At 60.7% G+C, this 23,514-nt stretch carries 25 protein-coding genes; 15 read left to right on the plus strand and 10 right to left on the minus strand.

Annotation, left to right across the window (positions count from 1 at the left end):
• Positions 1-25: 25 nt before the first annotated feature.
• Both CAF90_RS16345 and CAF90_RS16350 read right to left on the minus strand, forming a co-directional pair.
• The gene (locus tag CAF90_RS16345; RefSeq protein ID WP_085607498.1) at positions 26-448 is read right to left on the minus strand and encodes an HD domain-containing protein; all 423 of its coding nucleotides are present in this window, start codon (positions 446-448) and stop codon (positions 26-28) included.
• A gap of 15 nt (positions 449-463) precedes the next feature.
• Entirely contained in the window at positions 464-853 is a 390-nt protein-coding gene (locus CAF90_RS16350; protein WP_085607500.1) for a hypothetical protein, read from the minus strand.
• Between the two features lie 162 nt (positions 854-1,015).
• On the opposite strand from CAF90_RS16350, the gene CAF90_RS16355 reads away from it, so the two are divergent.
• From CAF90_RS16355 to CAF90_RS16370, 4 genes are all read left to right on the plus strand, one after another.
• The gene (locus tag CAF90_RS16355; protein WP_085607502.1) at positions 1,016-1,447 is read left to right on the plus strand and encodes a hypothetical protein; all 432 of its coding nucleotides are present in this window, start codon (positions 1,016-1,018) and stop codon (positions 1,445-1,447) included.
• A 225-nt stretch (positions 1,448-1,672) separates the two neighbouring features.
• Positions 1,673-1,750: a VPDSG-CTERM sorting domain-containing protein gene (locus tag CAF90_RS29920; protein ID WP_127800848.1), complete on the plus strand. Its 78-nt coding sequence runs from the start codon at positions 1,673-1,675 to the stop codon at positions 1,748-1,750.
• Positions 1,751-2,523: 773 nt separating this feature from the next.
• Complete coding sequence (locus tag CAF90_RS29745) at positions 2,524-2,808, plus strand: fructose-bisphosphate aldolase (RefSeq protein WP_085607504.1); 285 nt, start codon at positions 2,524-2,526, stop codon at positions 2,806-2,808.
• 67 nt (positions 2,809-2,875) lie between these two features.
• Complete coding sequence (locus CAF90_RS16370) at positions 2,876-3,622, plus strand: hypothetical protein (protein ID WP_085607506.1); 747 nt, start codon at positions 2,876-2,878, stop codon at positions 3,620-3,622.
• 73 nt (positions 3,623-3,695) lie between these two features.
• Here CAF90_RS16370 and CAF90_RS16375 read toward each other — a convergent pair whose 3' ends face one another.
• From CAF90_RS16375 to CAF90_RS16390, 4 genes are all read right to left on the minus strand, one after another.
• Positions 3,696-4,244, minus strand: a complete 549-nt coding sequence (locus CAF90_RS16375; protein ID WP_007957093.1) for a cupin domain-containing protein — start codon at positions 4,242-4,244, stop codon at positions 3,696-3,698.
• Positions 4,245-4,449: 205 nt separating this feature from the next.
• The gene (locus tag CAF90_RS16380; RefSeq protein ID WP_085607508.1) at positions 4,450-5,733 is read right to left on the minus strand and encodes an FAD-binding oxidoreductase; all 1,284 of its coding nucleotides are present in this window, start codon (positions 5,731-5,733) and stop codon (positions 4,450-4,452) included.
• A 52-nt stretch (positions 5,734-5,785) separates the two neighbouring features.
• Positions 5,786-7,276 (minus strand): aldehyde dehydrogenase, encoded by a 1,491-nt coding sequence (locus tag CAF90_RS16385; RefSeq protein ID WP_007957097.1) that lies wholly within the window; start codon positions 7,274-7,276, stop codon positions 5,786-5,788.
• A gap of 183 nt (positions 7,277-7,459) precedes the next feature.
• Positions 7,460-8,836: a glutamine synthetase family protein gene (locus tag CAF90_RS16390; protein WP_007957099.1), complete on the minus strand. Its 1,377-nt coding sequence runs from the start codon at positions 8,834-8,836 to the stop codon at positions 7,460-7,462.
• A gap of 282 nt (positions 8,837-9,118) precedes the next feature.
• Between CAF90_RS16390 and CAF90_RS16395 the strand changes: the two genes are divergently transcribed.
• The 5 genes from CAF90_RS16395 to CAF90_RS16415 all read left to right on the plus strand — a co-directional run bounded on the left by CAF90_RS16395 (position 9,119) and on the right by CAF90_RS16415 (position 14,200).
• Entirely contained in the window at positions 9,119-9,880 is a 762-nt protein-coding gene (locus CAF90_RS16395; protein WP_007957108.1) for a gamma-glutamyl-gamma-aminobutyrate hydrolase family protein, read from the plus strand.
• Positions 9,881-10,099: 219 nt separating this feature from the next.
• A complete protein-coding gene (potA, locus tag CAF90_RS16400) occupies positions 10,100-11,242 on the plus strand; it encodes a polyamine ABC transporter ATP-binding protein (protein ID WP_007957110.1) in 1,143 nt (380 codons plus the stop codon).
• Positions 11,239-12,153: an ABC transporter permease subunit gene (locus CAF90_RS16405; RefSeq protein WP_007957117.1), complete on the plus strand. Its 915-nt coding sequence runs from the start codon at positions 11,239-11,241 to the stop codon at positions 12,151-12,153. Before potA ends, CAF90_RS16405 begins: the two co-directional genes overlap by 4 nt.
• Positions 12,150-13,034, plus strand: coding sequence for an ABC transporter permease subunit (locus CAF90_RS16410; protein WP_007957119.1), 885 nt, complete (start codon positions 12,150-12,152; stop codon positions 13,032-13,034). Before CAF90_RS16405 ends, CAF90_RS16410 begins: the two co-directional genes overlap by 4 nt.
• Before the next feature lie 68 nt (positions 13,035-13,102).
• Positions 13,103-14,200: a polyamine ABC transporter substrate-binding protein gene (locus CAF90_RS16415; RefSeq protein WP_007957121.1), complete on the plus strand. Its 1,098-nt coding sequence runs from the start codon at positions 13,103-13,105 to the stop codon at positions 14,198-14,200.
• Positions 14,201-14,475: 275 nt separating this feature from the next.
• Here CAF90_RS16415 and thpR read toward each other — a convergent pair whose 3' ends face one another.
• Entirely contained in the window at positions 14,476-15,015 is a 540-nt protein-coding gene (gene thpR / locus CAF90_RS16420) for an RNA 2',3'-cyclic phosphodiesterase (protein ID WP_007957123.1), read from the minus strand.
• Positions 15,016-15,122: 107 nt separating this feature from the next.
• Here thpR and CAF90_RS16425 point away from each other — a divergent pair, with 107 nt between their 5' ends.
• Positions 15,123-15,317 carry a hypothetical protein gene (locus CAF90_RS16425; RefSeq protein ID WP_007957125.1) on the plus strand — a complete coding sequence of 65 codons (195 nt, stop codon included), beginning with the start codon at positions 15,123-15,125 and terminating at the stop codon, positions 15,315-15,317.
• A gap of 15 nt (positions 15,318-15,332) precedes the next feature.
• On the opposite strand, the gene CAF90_RS16430 is transcribed toward CAF90_RS16425, so the two are convergent.
• Both CAF90_RS16430 and CAF90_RS16435 read right to left on the minus strand, forming a co-directional pair.
• The gene (locus tag CAF90_RS16430; protein ID WP_085607510.1) at positions 15,333-15,686 is read right to left on the minus strand and encodes a DUF1428 domain-containing protein; all 354 of its coding nucleotides are present in this window, start codon (positions 15,684-15,686) and stop codon (positions 15,333-15,335) included.
• A gap of 2 nt (positions 15,687-15,688) precedes the next feature.
• Positions 15,689-16,768, minus strand: coding sequence for a hypothetical protein (locus CAF90_RS16435; RefSeq protein ID WP_085607512.1), 1,080 nt, complete (start codon positions 16,766-16,768; stop codon positions 15,689-15,691).
• 223 nt (positions 16,769-16,991) lie between these two features.
• On the opposite strand from CAF90_RS16435, the gene CAF90_RS16440 reads away from it, so the two are divergent.
• Complete coding sequence (locus CAF90_RS16440; RefSeq protein ID WP_085607515.1) at positions 16,992-17,264, plus strand: hypothetical protein; 273 nt, start codon at positions 16,992-16,994, stop codon at positions 17,262-17,264.
• 43 nt (positions 17,265-17,307) lie between these two features.
• Here CAF90_RS16440 and CAF90_RS16445 read toward each other — a convergent pair whose 3' ends face one another.
• Complete coding sequence (locus CAF90_RS16445) at positions 17,308-17,514, minus strand: hypothetical protein (RefSeq protein ID WP_064382340.1); 207 nt, start codon at positions 17,512-17,514, stop codon at positions 17,308-17,310.
• A gap of 216 nt (positions 17,515-17,730) precedes the next feature.
• On the opposite strand from CAF90_RS16445, the gene CAF90_RS16450 reads away from it, so the two are divergent.
• From CAF90_RS16450 to paoC, 4 genes are all read left to right on the plus strand, one after another.
• Positions 17,731-19,485, plus strand: a complete 1,755-nt coding sequence (locus CAF90_RS16450; protein WP_085607517.1) for an L-lactate permease — start codon at positions 17,731-17,733, stop codon at positions 19,483-19,485.
• A 242-nt stretch (positions 19,486-19,727) separates the two neighbouring features.
• Positions 19,728-20,351 (plus strand): aldehyde dehydrogenase iron-sulfur subunit PaoA, encoded by a 624-nt coding sequence (gene paoA / locus CAF90_RS16455; protein ID WP_236190697.1) that lies wholly within the window; start codon positions 19,728-19,730, stop codon positions 20,349-20,351.
• On the plus strand, positions 20,348-21,304 hold the full coding sequence (locus CAF90_RS16460; RefSeq protein ID WP_085607521.1) for a xanthine dehydrogenase family protein subunit M: 957 nt from the start codon (positions 20,348-20,350) through the stop codon (positions 21,302-21,304). The genes paoA and CAF90_RS16460 overlap by 4 nt, the downstream gene beginning before the upstream one ends.
• Positions 21,301-23,499, plus strand: coding sequence for an aldehyde oxidoreductase molybdenum-binding subunit PaoC (gene paoC, locus CAF90_RS16465; protein ID WP_085607523.1), 2,199 nt, complete (start codon positions 21,301-21,303; stop codon positions 23,497-23,499). Before CAF90_RS16460 ends, paoC begins: the two co-directional genes overlap by 4 nt.
• Positions 23,500-23,514: the final 15 nt, after the last annotated feature.

Here is a 23,514-nt window from a genome sequence, read left to right on the forward strand (position 1 = left end):
CTATTCAAGGTGCTTTTCAGTTAAGTCAGGCGCGCAACCGTCCAATCGCCCGCCGATATTTTTCGATCCGCTCCAGATCCTCCCAACTCGGCGAGGCAATCCGCGACAGGTCGCTGTTTTCTTCCAGATCCGCCAGCTTCACCACCCGCCCGATCGGGTTCTGTGCCGCACGCTCGACGAAATCCTCGTAGGATTCGCCGGGCACTTTGGTCACCGATTCGATGGCCGACAAAACGGCTTCGCTGAAGCCTTCCTTGCGCAAATCATCCAGGCTGATGCCGCAGTCCTCGACCACATCGTGCAGCACCGCGACGATGCGTTCTTCCAGGCTGCTCATGCGCAACATGACCTTTAGCGGATGCAAAATATACGGCGCGCCGCCCTTGTCCACCTGCCCCGCGTGGGCTGTGGCGGCAATCGCGATGGCGCGTTCCAGAGTCTGAGTCATGGGGGTTTCCTCGGGTCAGACGCCGTACCGGCCGCCAATATAGAAGTGGCGCTTGAACCAGCGCCCAATCGCCTGAAAACGCCCGGTCGGCTGCGCCGGCTCGGCGTACCGCTGGAGAATCAGCGAGACCAGATCAGCCTGACTCTCCCCCGAACGCGCGTCCAGCAACTCGCCCACCCAGGCACATCCGGCCTTCTTCAAATGCTCACGCCATTCACCGGGCCAGCCATCCAGCTCATCCAGTGCCAACCACCGCGCACCGCCCTGCTCGACATGCCCGCCGCCAATCGATTGCTCGAAACAGAACGGCGTCGCCGGGCGGGACAGGTCGATGCTGAAGATGTAGATGTCCTGGGTTTTGTGCTGCGGCGTGGGGGCGTTGTTGCGGCTGCCGATGTGAATCATGAGCACTGCTCCAATCCCTGGGTGCTAAGTGTGTCCGATTGTTTCTCACTCTGTGCGCCAGGCGCAAATCAAAATCCTGATGGAACCTCCCGAGCCCGCCCAATCTCGAAACCATAAGCGCCCCGCTCACGATCAAACACGGGGCCATGGGAGAGTTCCGCGATGAACATCCGACTGTTGCTCCTGATCGCCACCTTCAGCGTCATCCCCACCTGCGTCATGGCCGAGGGCTGCGACGTCAAGACCCGCTCCTCCAGCACCTCGGTGCCCGCCGTCGAGACGCACAGCTGCTATGAATACGAAGGCATGCCGGTCAACGCTATCGACTGGTCATGCAGCAACGAAAGCAAGGACATGCTCAACAGCAGCAAAACCAAAGTCGAACACTGCGCCGACCACTATCAGGCCTCGTGTATCGCCACCCTCACCCAGGAATCCCTGGCCAATCCACACTCCACCAGCAAGGACAAAAACGCCAAGGCCCTGAACATTCCGGACAGCGCGCAAGTGACCACGTATTACTATGACGTAGAGCATCTGGCGCAGGCGCGGATTGATTGCGAGAACGGGGGTGGGCATTGGAAGGCGAAATAGCGGCGTTCAAGCGCGCATGAAAAAGGGACATCGATGAGTGTCCCTTTTGGTTCTAGATGGCGGGTGGATTCAGCGCTTCATGGCTTCACACTGACTGCGCAGATCATGATCGCCGATTGACGAACAACTACTGCCCTTTTTGGCTTCGCAAAAGGCACGTTGGTCATGATCACCGATGCTTGAACATGAACTGCCCTTCTCCGCTTCACAGGCCGCGCGCAGGTCGTGATCGCCGATGGAGGAACAACTGCTGCCCTTTTTGGCTTCGCAATAAGCGCGCTGGTCATGATCGCCAATGCTTGAGCACGAACTGCCTTTCTCCGCTTCGCAGGCCGAACGCAAATCGTGGTCGCCGATGGAAGAACAACTGCTGCCTTCCTCCCTGGCCTGGCAGTAACTGCGTTTGTCGTGATCACTGATGCTGGAACAACTGGCGGAAACGTAACCGCTGAACAGCAACAACATCGCAAGAATCAGTTTCATCTCACACTTCCTTGGGCTTGCCGGGAAACAGCCTGGCACTGGGTGACTCGTTAGACATGAGCGTCGCGACACGCCATCAAATTGACATCGGCCTTGAGGAAAGTTCCGGAGTGGGGATGGGTGCTGGATTTTGGGATCTGAAAACCGCGTAGGAAATGACTGCGCGTAATGAGAGAGATTGTTTCTACTGGACTGAGAAGCTGCACCAAACTCGGCAGGTCATTCTTTCCAGACACATCGCAAGCCTTGATTTACGTCGGTTCCGCCGCCGAACTGAAGTCAAGTCTTTGGCCAAACGTGGTGGTTTCGCGTCCTACAGGCTGATTGCGGCGGTGGAGATCGGTGCCTAGAGTGGGTCTGTCGCTGAGCGAATTTGGCGATAGGGTTTCGCAGCCCTAGCGAGCGAAGTCCACACCCGGCACAATGCGGCCCGGCAACTTGCCTGTGCTTCATTTTCATGGCGGTTGTGCGTGGGAGATCTTCGGGTCTGCCGGGTCTTAGCTCCTCGGTCTGCGAACCCGCGCATAACTGCCACCCAACTCGTTTCGCAGCAAGCGGTGGTTATTAATTTTCCGAGCTAAGGATCTTTACCCATGACAAGTAAGTCACCGCAGTGCAACTACGCTCCAATGTCCCACCCCGCCGCTGACCACCCCGTTCTGTTCACCGATGCCGACGCGCCACTGAGTGACCTCCACGCCTGCGCCAACGAACGCTTGAGCGCAGTGCTTAAATACCTCGACCTCATGGCCTGCATCCAACTCCCCGACCACGCCGAACAAGACATCAACACAGTTACCACTACAGCCACAATCCTGGTTCAGGACGTGCGCGATGTATTTAGAGTATTTGAACGACGCAGAGTAGCGATCACGTAATCAACTACGAAACGCATCAGTTAGATAGTTTAAAACCCAAATTTTCCCGCATAGATCCAAACCCAATATGCAGCCGACCAAAAACAATTCCGATTCAAACATCATGAATACTATTTCCTTAAACCTGGCAACTTCCATACTGACTGCGATAGTCACAGCATCCCTGGGCGCGTATTACACTGCTTCAGAATCAGCGAAAGCCAACGAACGGTCTGATCGGCAACGGTTTGTAGATGGCGCTCAGCAAACTGCCCAAGAAACGACACAACTTCTTATAAAAAGCTATGAGGAGCTTCAACGTTTTAATGATGCGGCGAGAAAGTCCGAGAAAGGCTGGGATGATTTTCTGGCGTCCGAGGGTTTCACAAAATTCTCGGCCTTTGAACAAGAATGGCACAAAAACCTTATAGCCCTTTACTTCAAAGTTAGTCGGTATTACGGAAAAGCAACAGCCCAACAACTTTTATTACTTGCAAATTTCAAACTTAACTCACCTGACAGCCAATCCAAAGAAAGTCGCGATCAAGAAAGCAGTTTGATGCTAGCTTGGGGTGAAGCCTTTAGAGCAAATGCGTCAACCGTTATGCTACAAGGGGAAGCAACCAAGTTCTTCAATAACAAAAGCAGCGTATTTGATAATCTTGGCTCAGTCATGAAAGAAACTAACGAGGCAAAAACAAACTCACAGAGAGCGACTGAAATCTATGGGCAGCAGGTTATCAACTTTCTTGGAATACTCGACTCAAACCTGACGCAGCTAGGAGCTCTTGAAGTCAAAGTAGCCTCCACTCCCTCCACCACAGTCGAAAAATAGAGTTCTCAAGTGGACGGCGCTTCAGTCGAGAAACGCCCTCCATCAAAAATACTTAATCTCCAGCGGCTGCACGCTAAAAATTCGCCGGCGTATTCGCACTGATAATCTCCGCCTCATCCGCCCCGATATTCCGGAACTTGTGCGGCAGCGTCGTCGGAAAATAATACCCGTCCCCCGCACTCAACACGCTCACTTGCCCGTCCACCGTCAACTCCACGGTGCCGCGTGTCACCAGCCCACACTCCTCACCTTCCGAGTGAACAATCGGCTCTTCCCCCGAACTCGCGCCCGGCGCGTATTGTTCGCGCAGCAAGCGCATCTGGCGGCTGGGAACCGAGGCGCCGATCAGCAGCAGGCGCAGGCCGTGGCGGCCGAGGTCGGGTTGTTCGTTGGCGCGGAAGACGTATTGGTGTTCGCGAGGGGGCTGGTCGAAGGTGAAGAAGTCGGCCAGGGACATCGGGATGCCTTCGAGCAGCTTTTTCAGTGAGCTGACGGAAGGACTGACACGATTCTGTTCGATCAGGGAGATGGTGGCATTGGTCACGCCGCTACGCCGGGCCAGCTCGCGCTGGGAGAGTTTGTAGCTTTCGCGTACTAGTTTGAGTCGAGAACCCGTATCCATGACAGCCTTATGTGAGAACGACTTAAGGGTAATGGGGGTGGGTGGCGGGTGCCGCGCAGGTCGCGCGGATCACGTTGCTCCCGTGTCCCGGAACCGTGAAAGGCGGCTATTAAATCACGTTTGTTGGTGTTGCTCAGCAGGTTCGATGGACGGCACATGAAAAAGCCGGCAGCGCCCTTTTTGGGGGCGCCGCCGGCGAGGTTAATCAGATGCCGAAACGGTCGCGCAGCGAGTAGTACACGGCGCCGAGGGCGGTCAGTGGCGCGGAGAAGGTGCGGCCGCCGAGCATCGGCATGTGTGGCAGGGAGGCGAAGGCGTCGAAGCGTTCGGCGTCGCCGCGGATCATTTCCGAGATCAGTTTGCCGGCCAGGTGCGAACAGGTGACGCCGTGGCCGCTGTAGCCCTGCATGTAGTAGGCGTTTTTCTCGATGCGGCCGAATTGCGGCATGCGTGACATGGTCAGCAGGAAGTTGCCGGTCCAGCGGTAGTCGATTTTCACGTCCTTGAGCTGCGGGAAGGTCTTGAGGATCTTCGGGCGGATCAGGGTTTCGATGTCGTCCGGTTCACGGGCGCCGTAGACCACGCCGCCGCCGTAGAGCAGACGGTTGTCGGCGGTGAGGCGGTAGTAGTCGAGCAGGTAGTTGCAGTCTTCGACGCAGTAGTTGTTGGTGATCAGGCTGCGGGCCTGCTTCTCGGTCAACGGTTCGGTGACGCAGATCTGCGAGCCGCACGGCATGCTCTTGGCCGTCACGCGGTTGTCGAGGCCTTGTGGCAGGTAGGCGTTGCCGGCGATCAGCAGGTACTTGGCGCGGACCTGGCCCTTGGCGGTGCGCACGACATTGGGCTCGCCGTATTTGATTTCCACCGCAGCAGACTGCTCGTAGATCTTGCCGCCCAGACGCACGATGGCCGCGGCTTCGCCGAGAGCCAGGTTCAGCGGGTGAATGTGGCCGCCCTGCATGTCCAGCAGACCGCCGACGTAGGCGTCGGAACCGACTTCGCGGCGAATGTCCGCAGCGTCGAGCATCTTCAGGTTTTTATTGCCGTAGCGTTCCCAGCTACGTTTTTGTTCGGCCAGGCCGTTCAATTGTTTCTTGTTCATCGCCGCGAAAATGCCGCCCGGGCGGTAGTCGCATTTGATGTCGTATTCCTTGATGCGCGAACGGATGATGTCGGCGCCTTCGAAGATCATGCTGCCGAGGATTTCGGCGGTCTTGTCGCCGTAGCGCGCTTCGATCACGTCGACGTCGCGGCTGTAGGAGTTGACCAGTTGGCCGCCATTGCGACCACTGGCACCGTAGCCGACTTTCGCCGCTTCCAGCACCGTCACCTTGTAGCCGGCTTCGCTCAGGAACAGTGCCGAGGACAGACCGGTGTAGCCGGCGCCGATGATGCAGACATCGCACTCCACCGACTCTTCGAGGATCGGAAAATCGATCACTTCGTTGCGGGTGGCGGCGTAGTAGCTGTTCACGTGTTGTTGTTTCATTTTTTTATTCTCCGAGGGTCGCCGGTTGCAGGCGACCACCGCTGTAAAAGAGTCAGAGCTTGATCCAGGTCGCTTTCAGCTCGGTGTACTTGTCGAACGCGTGCAGCGATTTGTCGCGACCGTTGCCCGACTGTTTGAAGCCACCGAACGGCGCGGTCATGTCGCCACCGTCATACTGGTTGACCCACACGCTGCCGGCGCGCAAACCACGGGCGAAGGTGTGGGCCTTGCTCAGGTTGCTGGTCCAGACCCCGGCGGCGAGGCCGAAGATGCTGTCGTTGGCGATGTGCAGCGCTTCTTCAACGGTGTCGAAGGTGATCAGCGACAGCACCGGGCCGAATATTTCTTCCTTGGCGATGGTCATCGCGTTGGTCACGCCGTCGAAAATCGTCGGCTCGATGTAGGTGCCGCCGGTTTCTTCGAGAGTGCGTCGGCCGCCGGCGATCAGCTCGGCGCCCTGCTCCCGGCCGATGCTGATGTAGCGCAGCACGTTGTCCAGTTGACGCTGATCGACCACGGCACCGACGGTGGTCGCCGGATCCAGGGCGTGACCCGGTTTCCACGCTTGCAGCGCTTCCACCAGCAGCGGGATGAATTGCTCGCGGATCGAACGCTCCACCAGCAGGCGCGAGCCGGCGGTGCAGACTTCGCCCTGGTTGAACGCAATGGCGCCGGCCGCCGCTTGTGCTGCCGCGCGCAAGTCCGGTGCGTCGGCAAACACCACGTTCGGGCTCTTGCCCCCTGCTTCGAGCCAGACGCGTTTCATGTTGCTTTGGCCGGCATAAATCATCAGTTGCTTGGCAATCGCCGTGGAGCCGGTGAAGGCCAGCACGTCGACGTCCATGTGCAGCGCCAGCGCCTTGCCGACGGTGTGGCCGAAGCCTGGCAGGACGTTGAACACGCCTTTCGGAATGCCCGCGTCGAGCGCCAGCTGAGCGATGCGGATCGCGGTCAGCGGGGATTTTTCCGAAGGCTTGAGGATGAACGAGTTACCCGCCGCCAGCGCCGGGGCGAATTTCCAGCTGGCCATGATCAGCGGGAAGTTCCACGGCACGATCGCAGCAACTACGCCGGACGGCTCGCGGGTGACCAGACCGAGTTGATCGTGCGGGGTGGCGGCGACTTCGTCGTAGATCTTGTCGATCGCTTCGGCGCTCCAGCGGATCGCGTTGGCGGTCGCCGGAATGTCGATGCTCATCGAGTCGCTGATCGGTTTGCCCATGTCGAGGGTTTCGAGCAGCGCCAGTTCTTCCTGGTGTTGCAGGATCAGATCGGCGAAGCGGATCAGGATGCGCTTGCGCTCGGCCGGGGCCTTGTTGGCCCACACGCCGGAGTTGAAGGATTGGCGTGCGGCTTCGACGGCGAGATTGGCGTCGGCTTCATCGGTGCTGGCGACGGAGGCCAGGAAACGGCCGTCGACGGGGCTCAGGCATTCGAAGGTTTCGCCGCTGATGGCCGGGCGGTATTCGCCGTTGATGAAGGCACGGGATTCGAGGGTCAGGGACTGGAAGCGTTGTTCCCAGTCGTTGCGGGTCATGGTCATGGGGGTGACTCACACAGAATAATTGGTGAAAGGCGAGCAGATGCCCGCCCATCAAAACTTTGGTAATACGACCCCCTGTGGGAGCGAGCCTGCTCGCGATAGCGGTGCATCAGATAACAACGATGTCGGCTGACACTCCGTAATCGCGAGCAGGCTCGCTCCCACAAGGTTTTCAATTAGCCCTTAGACGGTATGCAGATACCAGTTGTACTCAAGATCAGAGATCGAGTTTTCGAACTCGGCCAGTTCGCTTTCCTTGCACGCGACGAACACGTCGATGTACATCGGGTCGATGTAGCGGGCCATGACTTCGCTGTCGTCCAGCTCACGCAGGGCGTCGCGCAGGTTGTTCGGCAGGCTCTGTTCGTTCTGCTCGTAGCTGTTGCCTTCGACCGGGGCGCCCGGCTCGATTTCGTTGGTCAGGCCGTGGTGAATACCGGCCAGCACGGAAGCCATCAGCAGGTACGGGTTGGCGTCGGCACCGGCTACGCGATGCTCGATGCGCACGGCATCCGGCGAACCGGTCGGCACGCGGACGGCCACGGTACGGTTGTCGATACCCCAGCTCGGCGAGTTCGGCACGTAGAACTGTGCGCCGAAGCGGCGGTACGAGTTGACGTTCGGGCACAGGAAGGCCATTTGCGCAGGCAGGGTCTCCAGCACACCGCCGATCGCGTGGCGTAGCGCGGCGTTCTGCTCGGGATCCTCGCTGGCGAAGATGTTGTTGCCTTCTTTGTCCAGAATCGAAATGTGCACGTGCAGACCGTTGCCCGCCTGGCCCGGATACGGCTTGGCCATGAAGGTGGTGTCCATCTCGTGGTCGTAGGCGATGTTCTTCACCAGACGCTTGAGCAGGACGGCGTAGTCGCACGCCTTGATCGGGTCGGACACGTGGTGCAGGTTGACTTCGAACTGCGCCGGGGCGCTTTCCTTGACGATGGCGTCGGCAGGAATGCCCTGCTCTTTCGCGCCTTCGAGGATGTCTTGCAGGCAGTCGACGTACTCGTCGAGGTCGTCGATCAGATAAACCTGGGTCGACACCGGACGCTTGCCCGAAACCGGCGAACGCGGCGATTGCGGACGGCCGTTCACGTTGTCCTGGTCGATCAGGTAGAACTCGAGTTCGAACGCGGCGCAGATGGTCAGGCCCATTTCGTCGAACTTGCGCACCACGTTGGCCAACACTTCACGCGGGTCGGCAAAGAACGGCTCGCCTTCCAGTTCGTGCATGGTCATCAGCAGTTGTGCGGTCGGGCGCTTCTGCCAAGGCTCGATGCTCAGGGTGCCCGGGATCGGGTAGCAGATACGGTCGGAGTCGCCGATGTCCAGGCCCAGACCGGTGCTTTCCACCGTGGAGCCATTGATGTCGAGGGCAAAGAGCGAGGCCGGCAGATTGATGCCTTTCTCGTAAACCTTATGAAGACTGGTGCGCTCGATGCGCTTGCCGCGCACCACACCGTTCATGTCTGCAATCAGAAGGTCGACGTACAAAACCTCAGGATGTTTCTTAAGGAATGCGTTTGCTTCGTTGAGTTGAACGGCACGCAGAGGGACCGACATGATGCACCTATTTAGCTGTTAATTATTATGTTCACTGCTGTTTCGCCGAGCCAGTCAACCCGAACGGCAAAGTGAAGTCAATAGCGAACACAGGGCCGCTCAGCGTTTATTTTTCGGGCTTTTTTTAACACTCTCGTGCCAATGCAGACGCCAGAGCCCCGGTCTTGATGAAGATTTGATGAACGGCGTTTAGAATTTTTTACATGGGAGTTGTTAATTAAAATCAACGAGGCTAAGCTCCGGAAAAGCTCGTTCAAGTGTCAAACTTCGAGGTGAATAAAAATGGCATTCAAGCCATTGATCGGCGTTACTGCGTGCGTCAAACAGATTGGCCTGCACCCCTATCACATCAGCGGCGACAAGTACGTTCGCGCTGTCAGCGTTGCGGCGCTGGGGTTGCCCGTCGTCATTCCTTCCCTTGGCAAACTGACTGAAATCGAAGACCTGCTGGGTCAGCTCGACGGTCTGTTGCTGACCGGCTCGCCGTCCAACGTGGAACCTTTCCACTATCAGGGCCCGGACAGCGCTCCCGGCACGGATCACGATCCGGCGCGGGATGCCACCACCCTTCCTCTATTGCGTGCAGCCATCGCGGCGGGCGTTCCGGTACTCGGCATTTGCCGCGGCTTCCAGGAAATGAACGTGGCGTTCGGCGGCAGCCTGCACCAGAAGGTGCATGAGCTGCCGGGCATGCTCGATCACCGCGAAGCCGACAGCCCGGATGTCGCCGTGCAGTACGCCCCGGCCCATGCCGTGACGGTGCTGGCCGGTGGCGTATTCGAAGCGCTGGAGCTGCCGGGTGAATTCCAGGTCAACTCGATTCACAGTCAGGGCATCGACCGCCTCGCTCCCGGCCTGCGCGCCGAAGCCGTGGCGCCGGACGGCCTGATCGAGGCGGTCTCGGTGGAGCACAGCCCGACCTTCGCCCTCGGCGTGCAATGGCACCCGGAATGGCAAGTGCTGGACAACCCGAACTACCTGCGGATTTTCCAGGCATTCGGCGAGGCTTGCCGCCAACGTGCGGCGCGACGCAACCAGCGCTGACGCCACCCAACGATTGCAAAACCATTTACTGCCCACGCGGGGTCGGCGGCTGCGCGTTTGCGCATCCGTCATCCGCGATCAGCAACACACCGCGAAAACAAAAAGCACCACCCGGCAGCCAGGACGGCGGCGCCGAACAACCCGCACGGTGCGGGTCTGCAATCCACTCTTAAGCCAGGCCGCGTTGGCCCGGCGACTGAAACCTGTTGGGAGTTTCACATGGCAAACGCCTCCAGCACTTACAGGAAGGCTCTTGAAGGTCATCAGCAACCGAAAAAGGTTCTGGTGAAGGTCGATCGAGTCACCAAGAAGTTCGACGAAACCACTGCGGTGGACGATGTGTCCCTGGAGATCCATCAGGGCGAAATCTTCGCCCTGCTCGGCGGCTCCGGCTCGGGCAAATCGACCCTGCTGCGCATGCTCGCCGGTTTCGAACGGCCGACTGAAGGACGCATTCTGCTTGACGGTGTCGATATCACCGACATGCCGCCGTACGAGCGGCCGATCAACATGATGTTCCAGTCCTACGCCCTGTTCCCGCACATGACTGTCGCGCAGAACATCGCCTTCGGCCTCAAGCAGGACCGTTTGCCGGCCAGCGAAATCGACGCCCGTGTCGAAGAAATGCTGCGCCTCGTCCACATGACCCAATACGCCAAGCGCCGCCCGCATCAACTGTCCGGCGGCCAGCGTCAGCGCGTGGCCCTCGCCCGCTCCCTGGCCAAGCGTCCGAAGCTGTTGCTGCTCGACGAACCGATGGGCGCACTGGATAAAAAGCTACGCTCGCAGATGCAGCTGGAACTGGTGGAAATCATCGAGCGCGTCGGCGTGACCTGCGTGATGGTGACCCACGACCAGGAAGAGGCCATGACCATGGCCGAGCGCATCGCGATCATGCACCTGGGCTGGATCGCCCAGATCGGCAGCCCGGTCGACATCTATGAAGCGCCGGTCAGCCGCATGGTCTGCGAATTCATCGGCAACGTGAACGCCTTCGACGGCACCGTGGTCGAGGACCTTGAAGGTCACGCGATCATCCACAGCCCGGACTTGCAGCAAAAGATCTACGTCGGTCATGGCGTCAGCACTTCGGTGCAGGACAAGTCGATCACCTACGCGATCCGCCCGGAAAAAATGCTCGTCAGCACGATCAAGCCGGAGACCCGCTACAACTGGTCCGAAGGCAAGGTGCATGACATCGCCTACCTCGGCGGTCACTCGGTGTTCTACGTCGAATTGCCGAGCGGCAAGATCGTCCAGTCGTTCATGGCCAACGCCGAACGCCGTGGCGCGCGGCCGACCTGGGACGACAAGGTCTACGTCTGGTGGGAAGACGACAGCGGCGTGGTACTGCGCTCATGAGAACCTTCAATCAGCAATTCCTGCGCCTGGTGCCCAGCGGGCGAAAGTTCGTCATCGGCATCCCGTTCATCTGGCTGTTCCTGTTCTTCATGCTGCCGTTCTTTTTGGTGATGAAGATCAGCTTCTCGGAAGCCGCGCTGTCGATCCCGCCGTACTCGGAGATCTACACCTACGCCGAACAGAAATTTCAGCTGTTCCTGAACATCGGCAACTACACCATGCTCGGCGAAGACGAGCTGTACCTGTCGGCCTACCTCGGTTCGCTGAAAGTGGCGCTGCTCAGCACGCTGATGTGCCTGGTGATCGGTTTCCCGATGGCCTACGCGATCACCAAGACCGGCAAGGAAACGCAAAACGTCCTGCTGCTGTTGATCATGATGCCGACCTGGACCGCGATCCTGATCCGCGTTTACGCGTGGATGGGCATCCTCAGCAACAACGGTCTGCTCAATGCGTTCCTGATGTGGACCGGGCTCACCGATCACCCGATCGAGATCCTCAACACCAACACGGCCGTGTATATCGGCGTGGTCTACGCCTACCTGCCGTTCATGGTGCTGCCGCTCTACGCCAACCTGGTGAAGCACGACGGCAGCCTGCTGGAAGCCGCGCAGGACCTGGGTTCGAGCAACTTCAACAACTTCTGGAAAATCACCGTGCCGCTGGCCAAGAACGGCATCATCGCCGGCTGCATGCTGGTGTTCATTCCGGTGGTGGGCGAGTTCGTGATTCCGGAACTGCTGGGTGGCCCGGAGACCCTGATGATCGGTCGCGTGCTGTGGCAAGAGTTCTTCAATAACCGCGACTGGCCGGTGGCGTCTGCTCTGGCGGTGGTGATGCTGTTGATCCTGATTGTGCCGATTCTGCTGTTCAACCGCAGCCAGGCCAAAGAGATGGAGGCACGGGGATGAAACGCTTCGGTTTTGCAAAGTTCATGTTGATCTTCGGCCTGACGTTCATTTATCTGCCGATGCTGATTCTGGTGATCTACTCGTTCAACGCATCCAAACTGGTGACGGTCTGGGGCGGCTGGTCGGTGAAATGGTACGTCGGCCTGCTCGACAACACTCAACTGATGGGCTCGGTGGTGCGCTCGCTGGAAATTGCCTGCTACACCGCGATTGCCGCCGTGGCGCTGGGCACCCTCGCCGCCTTCGTGCTGACTCGTGTAACGCGCTTCAAGGGTCGCACGCTGTTCGGTGGTCTGGTCACGGCGCCGCTGGTGATGCCTGAGGTGATCACCGGTCTGTCGCTGTTGCTGCTGTTCGTGGCGATGGCGCAACTGATCGGCTGGCCGCAGGAGCGTGGCATCGTCACGATCTGGATCGCTCACACCACGTTTTGTGCCGCTTATGTGGCGGTGGTAGTCTCCGCCCGCTTGCGCGAGCTGGACCTGTCGATCGAAGAAGCGGCGATGGATCTGGGCGCGAAACCGTTCAAGGTGTTTTTCCTGATCACCATCCCGATGATCGCGCCGTCGCTGGCGGCGGGCGGCATGATGTCGTTCGCCCTGTCGCTGGACGATCTGGTGCTGGCGAGCTTCGTGTCCGGGCCGGGCTCCACCACCCTGCCGATGGAAGTGTTCTCGGCCGTGCGTCTGGGCGTGAAGCCCGAGATCAACGCCGTGGCCAGCCTGATTCTGCTGGCAGTGTCGCTGGTGACCTTCCTGGTCTGGTACTTCGGCCGCAAGGCAGAAGCCAACCGCAAGCGTGCGATTCAGGAAGCGATGGATCAGACCGCCAACGAATCGTGGCAGCAACCGCAACCTCAACGAGTGGCAGCGACGGCCTAGGGCCGTCGCGTTTTACGGCTTTGCGCTTTGCTTAAAAGCTTTTGAATAAAAAGAATGGAGTTTCACCGATGAAAATGTTTGGCAGGACTCTGCTGACACTGTCCTTATTGGGCGCAATCGCCACGGGCGCCCAGGCCAACGACAAGGTACTGCGCGTTTACAACTGGTCGGATTACATCGCTCCGGACACCGTCAAGAAGTTCGAGGACGAGACCGGCATCCGCGTGACCTATGATGTGTTCGACAGCAATGAAACCCTCGAAGCACGTTTGCTCGCGGGTAAATCCGGCTACGACATCGTGGTGCCGTCCAACAGTTTCCTGGCCAAGCAGATCAAGGCCGGGGTCTATCAGACCCTGGACAAATCGAAGCTGCCAAACTGGAAAAACCTCAACCCGGTGCTGCTGAAAAACGCCTCCGCCAGTGATCCGGACAACGCCCACGCGTTCCCGTATATGTGGGGCTCGATCGGCATCGGCTTCAACCCGGACAAGGTTCGCGAAGTGCTCGGCAAGAATGCGCCGACCAATTCCTGGGACCTGCTGTTCAAACCGGAGAACGCCGAGAAGCTGAAGGCTTGCGGTATCAGCTTCCTCGATTCGCCGACCGAAATGCTCCCGGCCGCCCTGCACTACCTGGGCTACCCTGTGAACGACAAGGACGTGAAGCACATCGCCGAAGCCGAAGCGCTGTTCATGAAGATCCGGCCGTCGGTGGCGTATTTCCATTCGTCCAAGTACATCTCCGATCTGGCCAACGGCAACATCTGCGTGGCGGTCGGTTACTCGGGTGACGTGCTGCAGGCCAAGGCCCGCGCGGTGGAATCGGGCAACAAGGTCGAGATCGACTACAGCATTCCCAAGGAAGGCGCCGGCAGTTTCTACGACATGGTCGCCATCCCGCGCGATGCCGCCAACGTCGAGAACGCCTACCTGTTCATGAACTTCCTGATGCGCCCGGACATCATCGCCGAAGTCACCAACAGCATCGGTTACAGCAACGCCAACGAAGCCGCGACGCCGCTGGTAGACGAAGCGATCCGCAACGACCCGGGCTCATACCCGCCGCAAGCGGTGATGGCCACGCTGTATGCGGTGCCGGATCAGCCGATTGCCACGCAACGGATCATGACCCGGGGCTGGACACGCGTGAAACTCGGCAAATAAACCTGGAGTACTCGCGGTGATCGTTCCCACGTCGAGGCGTCGAACCGTCCGCGTGGGAATGCCTCAATGGACGCTCTGCGTCCGCTTTGGGACGCGGAGCGTCCCGGGCTGCATTCCCACGCAGAGCGTGGGAACGATCAGGCAGTCAGCGATCAGAATCACAAGTTTCCGTTCATGCAGCGCCTTACCACCGCTGCCCCCTGCTCTGAACGGCCTCACCTGGCTTCCTCGGTTCAGGTGAATTCAGGCGCCCTCGGGCGCCTTTTTTTGTGGGCTCAGATCAGTGGCCAGTCGGCCAGCGAGCGATAGCGGCCCTTGTGGGACTCGAACAGCGCAAAGCGTTCAGCCCGCAGGAAGAATTCCGGCGGCGTGGCGGATTCCGGTTCCGGCGCGCGATAGTCCCGGGCCAGCGTCAGGTGCGGACGATACTCACGCGTCGCCTCTTCAAACCCGAACGGCAACATCGCCTGTTCCAGCGCATACACCAGCCGCAACAATCCCTGCGGTGCCTGCTCAGGCGCCAGCGACAATACCCCGGCGCGCCGCCAGACCTGCAACCGATCCAGTGAAATCCTCAGCGCCTCACCCGGCGTGCGCACTTTCGCCGCCGCCTCGCAGACTTCGCCAATCTGCGCCAACGGCACCGCACCGAGAAACAGCAGCGTCAGGTGAAAGTTGTCCGCCGGCACCGGTTTGCCGGTACGCAAACCCAGTTCGCTGCGCCACTGGGCAATCGCCTTGCGCTGCGCCGGCGGGCAGTCCAGGGCGAAAAACAGGCGCTTGACCGGTTGATCCCCGCGCGTTTCGTCCGTCATGGCCACGCTCCTTCGTTCGTCGAGATCCCTGGATTCTACACGCCCGTTTCTGGCGACTCTCGGCATGGGGTTTATAGTTCAACGATTGCCATCAACCGGAGGACGTCATGCGCGAGATCCTCAGCAAAGAACCCTGGTGGGCCCGACCGCCGAATCCCGGACAGGATGAGAGCGAACTGGAATGGGGCTGGCTGGTGCATTACAGCGAAGGTGAGCCGCGTTTCGAATTCGTCCGCGAGCGGCCGACGGACGAGCAGATCCGCAACCGCAAAGGCTGCCGGATCACCCCGTCGGCGGAGTGACCCGGCAACGCGGCATCAAGGCTCGAGAATGTCCTTGAAGCCACCGAAGATCATCCGCTGCCCATCGAACGGCATCGGATTGACGTCCGGCTGCATGCGCGGGTCTTCCATCATTTTCCCCATGCCGGCGTCGCGGGAGTCCTTGTCCGGCCAGACCAGCCAACCAGCCGATACGGTTTCGCCTTCCTTGAGTTTTACGGCCATCGGGAATGAAGTGACCTTGCCGTCCGGCACGTCATCGCCCCAGCCCTGAATCACCTCCAGCGCGCCGTATTCCTTGAACAGCTTCGCGGCGATTTCGCAGTGTTTTTTGTACTGTTCGCGGTTGGCATTCGGCACGGGCGCCACGAAAACATCGATGTAAGCCATGATCATTCTCCTTGCAGGGTGGGTTCGATCTGCTGAGTAGTCGACTCGGGCGGCCGCCATTCGACACGGTTGACGCCCAACCCGACCGACGGCTCGTCCCGCCCGCCCAGATTGCCCTCGACCTGCGCCGCCATGTGCAGCGTGCCGGCCATCACGCCGGTGGTCGGGTTCTGCAGCAGTTTCAGCCAGGCCTTGTCGAAGGTGTTGCCCAGGCTGCTGCGGATCAGGGCTTCGCTGTCGGGGCGGTCGTTGGCCTGAATGATCGCGCGGATACCCGCCACACCGACCGAAATCAGCGCCCCGGCCAGTTTGCCGGCCGCTGCCGCCACCGCGCTCGCGGCGCCGCGCGGGGCCATTTCCGCCTCCATGCGCTGACTGGCGCGCTTGGCCACCGGCGCCATCGCCGTATCGGTCGAGGCCACGCCTTTCGAGCCGCCGTCGGTATGGATCTTGTCGATCAGCGCGGCGTAGGCCGGCAGAGTGTTCAACGGTTCAGTGCTGACAACCTGGTACAACGAGGCATCCCGGGCTGGCGGCGGGCCAAGGGCGATGGCGGGGATTTTCTGCAACCGCCCGTTGAGCTGGGCGATGGGCACGCCGTGGCGCTGGGCGATGACCGGCATCTGCTGCGCCATCAGCTGCGCGTAGAACGCGGTGGACTGGCCGAGGATCGCGTCCGGGTCGATCTCCACCGCCACCGGCGCCAGCACCCGTTCCTGATATTGCTCCAGCAGATAGGCCGCCAGGCGTTTGGCCGAGGCATCCTGCTCACCGCTGGCACTGATCGTGTACCAGCTGACCTTCATCGACAGCCATTCCTGGGTCCAGTAACTGCTGAACCACGGGATGAAATTTTCTTCAGTTTGCTCATAGACCCGAATGCGCCAATGTTCCATCGAGCCACGGGCGAATAGCTTGACCTGCTCGGTGGCCTGCTTCGAGGCGCTGACGATTTCCCGGTCGATCTGCTGCCAGGTAGCCGGCGAGACCACCACTGCCGGCGCGGTCACCGGGGCCCGCGCCGTGGTGGCGCAGCCGGCCAGCAACACCAGTGCGGCGACGAGCAGCGCACGCAGGTTCACGGTGGCGGTCCTTATCTGTTCCTCGGTCGCAAGACCGGAAGAATCCGGGGGAGATGACATGAGTATAGGTGCGTGCGGTGCGCCGTTTATCCGCTGGTCAGGGCTGCGTCAGTCCAACCATCAATGGCGTCGATATTCACCATCGCGACGATTGCCTTCCGCCGACCGCTCGTCAAAGGCACGATTAACCCATCCGAAACACACAGCACGAGGAGTTCACATCATGATCAGTACCGTCACCCTCGCCGTGAGTTTCCCGGTCTTCGGCAGCAACTACTACGATCAGCACGCCGTGTCGCGCAAGACACAAGCGCTGGTGTTCGACGAAGCCTTCGAAGATCTGTTGATGCCCGCCGCCAGCAATCATTTCAGCAATGAAGTGGTCGGCCTCAACGATCAGTTCCGTTTTCTGAGCGACATTCTCGCCACCCATTTGCTGGACATCGAGGCCTCTGTGCCTGCGCGATCCAGCGTCCGGGCGAGCGCTCATTTTTAATGCCAGAGGGCGTTCCCGTCGGGGAACGCCCTCTTCGTTTCAATCAGTCATCATCCCGGTCGCGGTGATAACGACGCCCGTCGCGGCGATCGTCGTCGCGGTCGTCCCAGCGTCGGTCATGATCGTAATAACGGCCATGATCGCGGTCGTAATGCCGGCCATGGCGATGGTCATCATCGAAATCCGCCACACAGCCGCCCAGCAATACGGCGGCGGAAACAGTCAGCAGCAGGCTTGTTGCACGCATCATTCAGAATTTCCCTAAAACCAAGGTCTTGACGTCGGAAACGGTCAGCGCGGGTGCGCGCTGGCGCAGATACGACCGGGGAAAACGACGATGATTCACCGACCGCCGATGACCGTTGATCGCCTCGCCCGCCTCGCCCGAGCGGCGGCCAAATGCCACCTATACTGCTTGCAACGCGCAAAGGATCTGCCCCTCAAAAACAACAAGTAGAGGTGCGACATGGTCTGGCAACAAGTCTATGACCCGTTCGGCAATCCGGTGATTTCCACGATCATGGCCGCCGTTCCAGTGGTGGTGATGCTGGCGGCGCTGGCCTTCTTTCATGTGAAGGCGCATCTGGCCGCACTGCTGGCGCTGGCCTCGGCGCTGCTGATCTCGATCTTCGCCTTCGGCATGCCTGCGAACATGGCCGGTTCTGCGGCGCTGTTCGGGGCGGCCAACGGGCTGCTGCCGATTGGCTGGATCGTGCTCAACATCATTTTTCTGCATCGCCTGACCACCGAGAACGGCTCGTTCAAGGTGTTGCAGGACTCGCTCGCCCGCATCACCGACGACCGGCGCCTGCAATTGCTGCTGATCGCCTTCTGTTTTGGCGCCTTCTTTGAAGGTGCCGCCGGATTCGGTACCCCGGTGGCAGTGACTGGCGCCATTCTGATCGGTCTTGGTTTTTCGCCACTGGCAGCGTCCGGTCTGGCGCTGATCGCCAACACTGCGCCCGTGGCCTTCGGCGCCCTGGGCACGCCGATCATTACGCTGGCCAAGGTCACCGGGCTGGATGAAATGGAGCTCTCGATGATGGTGGGACGGCAGCTGCCGTTTTTTTCGGTACTGGTGCCGTTCTGGCTGATCTGGGCATTCGCCGGGTGGCGCAAGATGCTGGAAGTATGGCCGGCGATTCTGGTGGCTGGCGTCAGTTTCGCCATCCCGCAGTTTCTGGTTTCGAACTACCACGGGCCGATGCTGGTGGACGTGATCGCCGCGCTGATTTCCATGGCCTGCCTGACGTTGTTCCTCAAAGTCTGGAAACCGGCAACCGTCCACACCTCGGCCGCGCTGTCGGGGCGGCATGACGACTCGAAGGTAGACGAAGAAAAGGTCACGGCCAGCGCCGCATTCAGCGATCAGGCGCGCCCGGCAGTGATGCGCGCGTGGATGCCGTGGATCATCCTCACGGTGTTCGTGTTTGCGTGGGGCACCCAGGGTTTCAAGAACATGTTCGACACTCGTCCGGCGTTTGATCCCGTTACCCAATCGGCCAAGCTTGATCCGCAGGGCAAACCGCTGCGCGAGGCCAATCCGGTGTTCGCCCCGGCCGTGACTTTCAGCTCCCTGCATCTGCAGATCGAAAAAGTCCCGCCGGTGGTCGCCGCGCCGAAAGCTGAAGAGGCGGTGTACAAGTTCACCTGGTTCACTGCCACCGGCAGCGGCATCCTGCTCGCGGCGATTGTCGGTGGATTGCTGATGGGCTACTCGATCCCGCAACTGATCAAACAGTACCTTCGCACACTGTGGGTGGTGCGCTTCTCGCTGATCACAATTGCCGCGATGCTGGCGCTGGGATTCCTGACCCGCTACTCGGGGCTGGACGCGACCATGGGCCTGGCATTCGCTGCCACGGGGATTTTCTACCCGATGTTCGGCACCTTGCTCGGCTGGCTTGGCGTAGCACTGACCGGGTCGGATACCGCGTCCAACGTGCTGTTTGGCGGCCTGCAACGGGTGACGTCGGAGCAGCTGGGCATCAGCCCGGTCCTGATGGCGGCGGCCAACAGCTCCGGCGGAGTGATGGGCAAAATGGTCGACGCGCAGTCGATCGTGGTCGCCTCGACCGCGACTCGCTGGTACGGGCATGAAGGGGAAATCCTGCGTTACGTGTTCTTCCATTCCATCGTGCTGGCAATCCTGGTCGGCGGCCTGGTGACGTTGCAGGCATATGTGGCGCCGTTTACGTCCATGGTGGTCGGCGCGCATTGAGATCGCGGGTGCCTCGGTTGTGAGAGCGATCTGACTCACAGCCAAGGCACCCGCGTTCCTTCTGTCGATTCATGAACCGGCGCGCATGAGGCCATGCGCAAATCAAAGAAAACCTTTTCCTCTCCAGCGTGGTCACTCCTAGAACAGAGCGAGACTGGCAACCACGCCAGCGTACCCGTGCGGGTCTTTCACACCCTGCCGACCTGATAGAGGAAGCCAAGCCAATGAACGACCATCCGCCAATGGCGATCTCCCGACGCCGTTTCCTGATTCTCGGTGCCGTGACCGCAACCGCGTTCGCGATGCCCCCTTTCATCAGCCTCAAGGCCTACGCGGCCAGCCTGGAGCAACCGGCCATGGCCAAAGTAACCATCGAAGTCAACGGCAAGCCACAGGCGCTGGAGGTTGATACTCGCACCACCCTGCTCGACGCCCTGCGCGAACACCTGCAGCTGACCGGCAGCAAAAAGGGCTGCGACCACGGCCAGTGCGGCGCCTGCACGGTGATCGTCGATGGCCGGCGAATCAATTCCTGCCTGACCCTGGCGGTAATGCAGGACGGCGCCAAAGTCACCACCATCGAAGGCCTCGGCATGCCGGACCACCTGCACCCGATGCAGGCCGCGTTCATCAAGCATGACGGCTATCAATGCGGCTACTGCACGCCGGGGCAGATCTGCTCGGCGGTCGCCGTGCTCCAGGAAATCCGCGACGGCATCCCCAGCCACGCCAGCGCCAGCCTCACCGACGCACCGCAACTGATCGCCAGCGAATTGCAGGAACGCATGAGCGGCAACATCTGCCGATGCGGCGCCTATTCGAACATCATCGAAGCCATCAGCGAAGTCGCGGAGGTGCCAGCATGAGAGCGTTCAATTACAGCCGCGCCGACTCTCCCGCCGCAGCCGCCGCTCAAGCTGCACAAATCGAAGGTGCGCGTTTCATCGCCGGCGGCACCAACCTGCTGGACTTGATGAAACTCGACATCGAAACGCCGCAGCAGTTGATCGACGTCAATCACCTGGGCCTCGACCGGATCGAAGCCACCGAAGACGGCGGCTTGCGCATCGGCGCACTGGTGCGCAACACCGATCTGGCCGCCGACAGCCGCGTCCGGAAAGACTATGCGCTGCTGTCCCGCGCCTTGCTCGCCGGTGCATCGGGCCAGTTGCGCAACATGGCGACCACCGCCGGCAATCTGCTCCAACGCACGCGCTGCCCGTATTTCTACGACACCAATCAGGCCTGCAATAAACGCAAACCCGGCAGTGGCTGCGCGGCGATTGGCGGGGTCAGTCGACAACTCGGCATTATCGGCGTCAGCGATGCTTGCATCGCGACCCATCCGAGTGACATGGCGATTGCGATGCGGGCGCTGGATGCCCAGGTCGAAACGCTCAAAGCCGACGGCAGCACCCGGCGCATCGCCATGGCGGATTTCCATCAATTACCCGGCACCACGCCGAATGTCGAAACCAGTCTGACACCCGGCGAGCTGATTACCGCCGTCACCCTGCCCGCGCCAGTGGGCGGCACCCATGTCTATCACAAGGTGCGCGACCGCTCGTCGTACGCCTTCGCGCTGGTCTCCGTCGGCCTGATCCTGCAGAAGGATGGCAGCGGCCGCATCGCCGTCGGTGGCATCGCGCCGAAACCCTGGCGGGTCGAAGCGGCGGAAGCGCTGCTGCCGCAAGGCGCGAAAGCCGTCACCGCACGCCTGCTCGACGGCGCCACGCCTACTTCTGACAACCAGTTCAAAGTGACATTGGTCGAGCGCACGATTGCCTCGGTGCTGGCCCAAGCGAGGGACGAAGCATGAAATTCGACACGCCCGCCACGACCAACCCGATTGATCAGTTGAACGTCATCGGCAAACCCACCGACCGCATCGAAGGCCCGCTGAAAACCAGCGGCCAGGCGCCTTACGCCTACGAGCAACATGAGGCGGTCAAGAATCAGGCCTATGGCGTGATGGTCGGTTCGGCCATTGCCAAGGGTCGCATCACCCGCATCGATCTGGAGGCCGCCCGCGCCGCGCCGGGCGTGCTGACCATCGTCACCGCCGCCAATGCCGGCAAGCTCGGCAAAGGCCAATACAACGCCGCGCACCTGCTGGCCGGGCCGCAAGTGCAGCACTATCACCAGGCAGTAGCGCTGGTGGTCGCCGAAACCTTCGAACAGGCGCGGGCTGCCGCGCAACTGGTCAACGTCGAATACGCGCAAGACAAAGGCCAGTTTGATCTGGCCAGCGTGCGCGACCAGGGCGTGGAACCGAAAGACGATCTGCCGGACGTCAAGCACGGCGATTTCGCCAGCGCCTTCGCCGCCGCACCCGTGCAGTTCGATCAGACCTACACCACGCCGGATCAATCCCACGCGATGATGGAGCCCCACGCGACACTTGCCGCGTGGAAAGGCGATCAACTGACGCTCTGGACCTCCAACCAGATGATCGCCTGGAGCGTCGGCGACATTGCCGCCACCCTCGGCCTGCCCAAGGAAAACGTGCGGCTGATCTCGCCTTATATTGGCGGCGGTTTCGGCGGCAAGCTGTTCATTCGTGCCGACGCGATCCTCGCCGCCCTTGGCGCACGGCTGGCGAACCGGCCAGTGAAGGTCGCCCTCGCCCGCCCGCAGATCGCCAACAACACCACCCACCGACCCGCCACCATTCAACGCATTCGCATGGGCGCCACGGCTGACGGCAAACTCACCGCCATCGCCCATGAAGGCTGGTCGGGCAACCTCGCCGACGGCAAGGTCGAAGTCGCGGCGCAGCCGAGTCAGTTGCTCTACGCCGCAGAAAATCGCCTGGTGACCATGCGCCTGGCGCCGCTCGATCTGCCGGAAGGCAACGCCATGCGCGCACCGGGTGAAACGCCGGGGCTGATGGCGCTGGAGATCGCCATGGACGAGATGGCCGAACAGCTCAAACTCGATCCGATCCAGTTCCGCATCCTCAACGACACGCAGGTCGATCCGGTGAAAACCGAGCGGCCGTTCTCCCAGCGGCGACTGATCGAATGCCTGCAAACCGGCGCCGAACGTTTTGGCTGGGATAAGCGCAATGCGACGCCCGGCACCCGTCGCGAAGGTCGCTGGCTGATCGGCATGGGCGTTGCGGCAGCGATTCGCAACAACCTGCTGGTGAAGTCCGGCGCACGGGTACGACTGGAGCGCGACGGCAAGATCACCGTTGAAACCGACATGACCGACATTGGCACCGGCAGCTATACGATCATTGGTCAGACTGCAGCGGAAATGATGGGGGTCAGCCTGGACGATGTGGTGGTGCGACTCGGCGATTCGAATTTCCCAGTGTCGGCCGGCTCCGGCGGCCAGTTCGGCGCCAACTGCTCGACCGCCGGGGTCTACGCAGCTTGCATGAAGATGCGCGAAGCGGTCGCGGCCAAACTGGGCATGAACGCGGGTGAAGCGCAGTTTGTCGACGGCCACGTGCGGTTGGGCAACCAGAACGTGCCGTTGCGTGACGCCGCGCAACACGCCGCGATCGAAGCCGAGGACAGCATCGAATTCGCCGACCTCGCCAAGCAGTACCAGCAATCGACCTTCGGCGCGCACTTCGTCGAAGTCGCCGTCGATGCCGCCACCGGCGAAGTCCGCGTAAGGCGCATGCTCGCGGTCTGTGCCGCCGGGCGGATTCTCAATCCGAAATCGGCCCGCAGCCAGGTGATCGGCGCCATGACCATGGGCGTCGGCGCAGCATTGATGGAAGAACTCGCGGTGGACAAGCGCCAGGGCTTTTTCGTCAACCATGACCTGGCAGGCTACGAGGTGCCGGTGCATGCCGACATCCCGCATCAGGAGGTGATTTTCCTCGATGAAACCGACCCGATTTCCTCGCCGATGAAAGCCAAGGGGGTCGGTGAACTGGGGATTTGCGGCGTGAGTGCGGCGGTGGCGAATGCGATCTACAACGCCACGGGCGCGCGGGTGCGGGAGTACCCGATTACCCTGGACAAGATTCTCGCGTCACTGCCGGAGATGATTTGATTTGTGGACTGGCCC

This window comes from Pseudomonas sp. B37(2017), assembly GCF_002112885.1.
Lineage (GTDB): Bacteria > Pseudomonadota > Gammaproteobacteria > Pseudomonadales > Pseudomonadaceae > Aquipseudomonas > Aquipseudomonas paraglycinae.

Excerpts from the sequence above, each read along its gene's own strand:
- CAF90_RS16345 (WP_085607498.1), bottom strand. The coding sequence starts at position 448 with ATGACTCAGACTCTGGAACGCGCCATCGCGATTGCCGCCACAGCCCAC.
- CAF90_RS16450 (WP_085607517.1), top strand. The coding sequence starts at position 17,731 with ATGGTCTGGCAACAAGTCTATGACCCGTTCGGCAATCCGGTGATTTCC.
- CAF90_RS16390 (WP_007957099.1), bottom strand. The coding sequence starts at position 8,836 with ATGTCGGTCCCTCTGCGTGCCGTTCAACTCAACGAAGCAAACGCATTC.
- thpR (WP_007957123.1), bottom strand. The coding sequence starts at position 15,015 with ATGACGGACGAAACGCGCGGGGATCAACCGGTCAAGCGCCTGTTTTTC.
- CAF90_RS16375 (WP_007957093.1), bottom strand. The coding sequence starts at position 4,244 with ATGGATACGGGTTCTCGACTCAAACTAGTACGCGAAAGCTACAAACTC.
- CAF90_RS16410 (WP_007957119.1), top strand. The coding sequence starts at position 12,150 with ATGAAACGCTTCGGTTTTGCAAAGTTCATGTTGATCTTCGGCCTGACG.
- CAF90_RS16460 (WP_085607521.1), top strand. The coding sequence starts at position 20,348 with ATGAGAGCGTTCAATTACAGCCGCGCCGACTCTCCCGCCGCAGCCGCC.
- CAF90_RS16430 (WP_085607510.1), bottom strand. The coding sequence starts at position 15,686 with ATGGCTTACATCGATGTTTTCGTGGCGCCCGTGCCGAATGCCAACCGC.
- CAF90_RS16385 (WP_007957097.1), bottom strand. The coding sequence starts at position 7,276 with ATGACCATGACCCGCAACGACTGGGAACAACGCTTCCAGTCCCTGACC.
- CAF90_RS16445 (WP_064382340.1), bottom strand. The coding sequence starts at position 17,514 with ATGATGCGTGCAACAAGCCTGCTGCTGACTGTTTCCGCCGCCGTATTG.
- CAF90_RS16405 (WP_007957117.1), top strand. The coding sequence starts at position 11,239 with ATGAGAACCTTCAATCAGCAATTCCTGCGCCTGGTGCCCAGCGGGCGA.
- paoA (WP_236190697.1), top strand. The coding sequence starts at position 19,728 with ATGGCGATCTCCCGACGCCGTTTCCTGATTCTCGGTGCCGTGACCGCA.
- CAF90_RS16395 (WP_007957108.1), top strand. The coding sequence starts at position 9,119 with ATGGCATTCAAGCCATTGATCGGCGTTACTGCGTGCGTCAAACAGATT.
- CAF90_RS29745 (WP_085607504.1), top strand. The coding sequence starts at position 2,524 with ATGACAAGTAAGTCACCGCAGTGCAACTACGCTCCAATGTCCCACCCC.
- CAF90_RS16350 (WP_085607500.1), bottom strand. The coding sequence starts at position 853 with ATGATTCACATCGGCAGCCGCAACAACGCCCCCACGCCGCAGCACAAA.
- CAF90_RS16415 (WP_007957121.1), top strand. The coding sequence starts at position 13,103 with ATGAAAATGTTTGGCAGGACTCTGCTGACACTGTCCTTATTGGGCGCA.
- paoC (WP_085607523.1), top strand. The coding sequence starts at position 21,301 with ATGAAATTCGACACGCCCGCCACGACCAACCCGATTGATCAGTTGAAC.
- CAF90_RS16355 (WP_085607502.1), top strand. The coding sequence starts at position 1,016 with ATGAACATCCGACTGTTGCTCCTGATCGCCACCTTCAGCGTCATCCCC.
- CAF90_RS16380 (WP_085607508.1), bottom strand. The coding sequence starts at position 5,733 with ATGAAACAACAACACGTGAACAGCTACTACGCCGCCACCCGCAACGAA.
- CAF90_RS16440 (WP_085607515.1), top strand. The coding sequence starts at position 16,992 with ATGATCAGTACCGTCACCCTCGCCGTGAGTTTCCCGGTCTTCGGCAGC.
- potA (WP_007957110.1), top strand. The coding sequence starts at position 10,100 with ATGGCAAACGCCTCCAGCACTTACAGGAAGGCTCTTGAAGGTCATCAG.
- CAF90_RS16370 (WP_085607506.1), top strand. The coding sequence starts at position 2,876 with ATGCAGCCGACCAAAAACAATTCCGATTCAAACATCATGAATACTATT.
- CAF90_RS16425 (WP_007957125.1), top strand. The coding sequence starts at position 15,123 with ATGCGCGAGATCCTCAGCAAAGAACCCTGGTGGGCCCGACCGCCGAAT.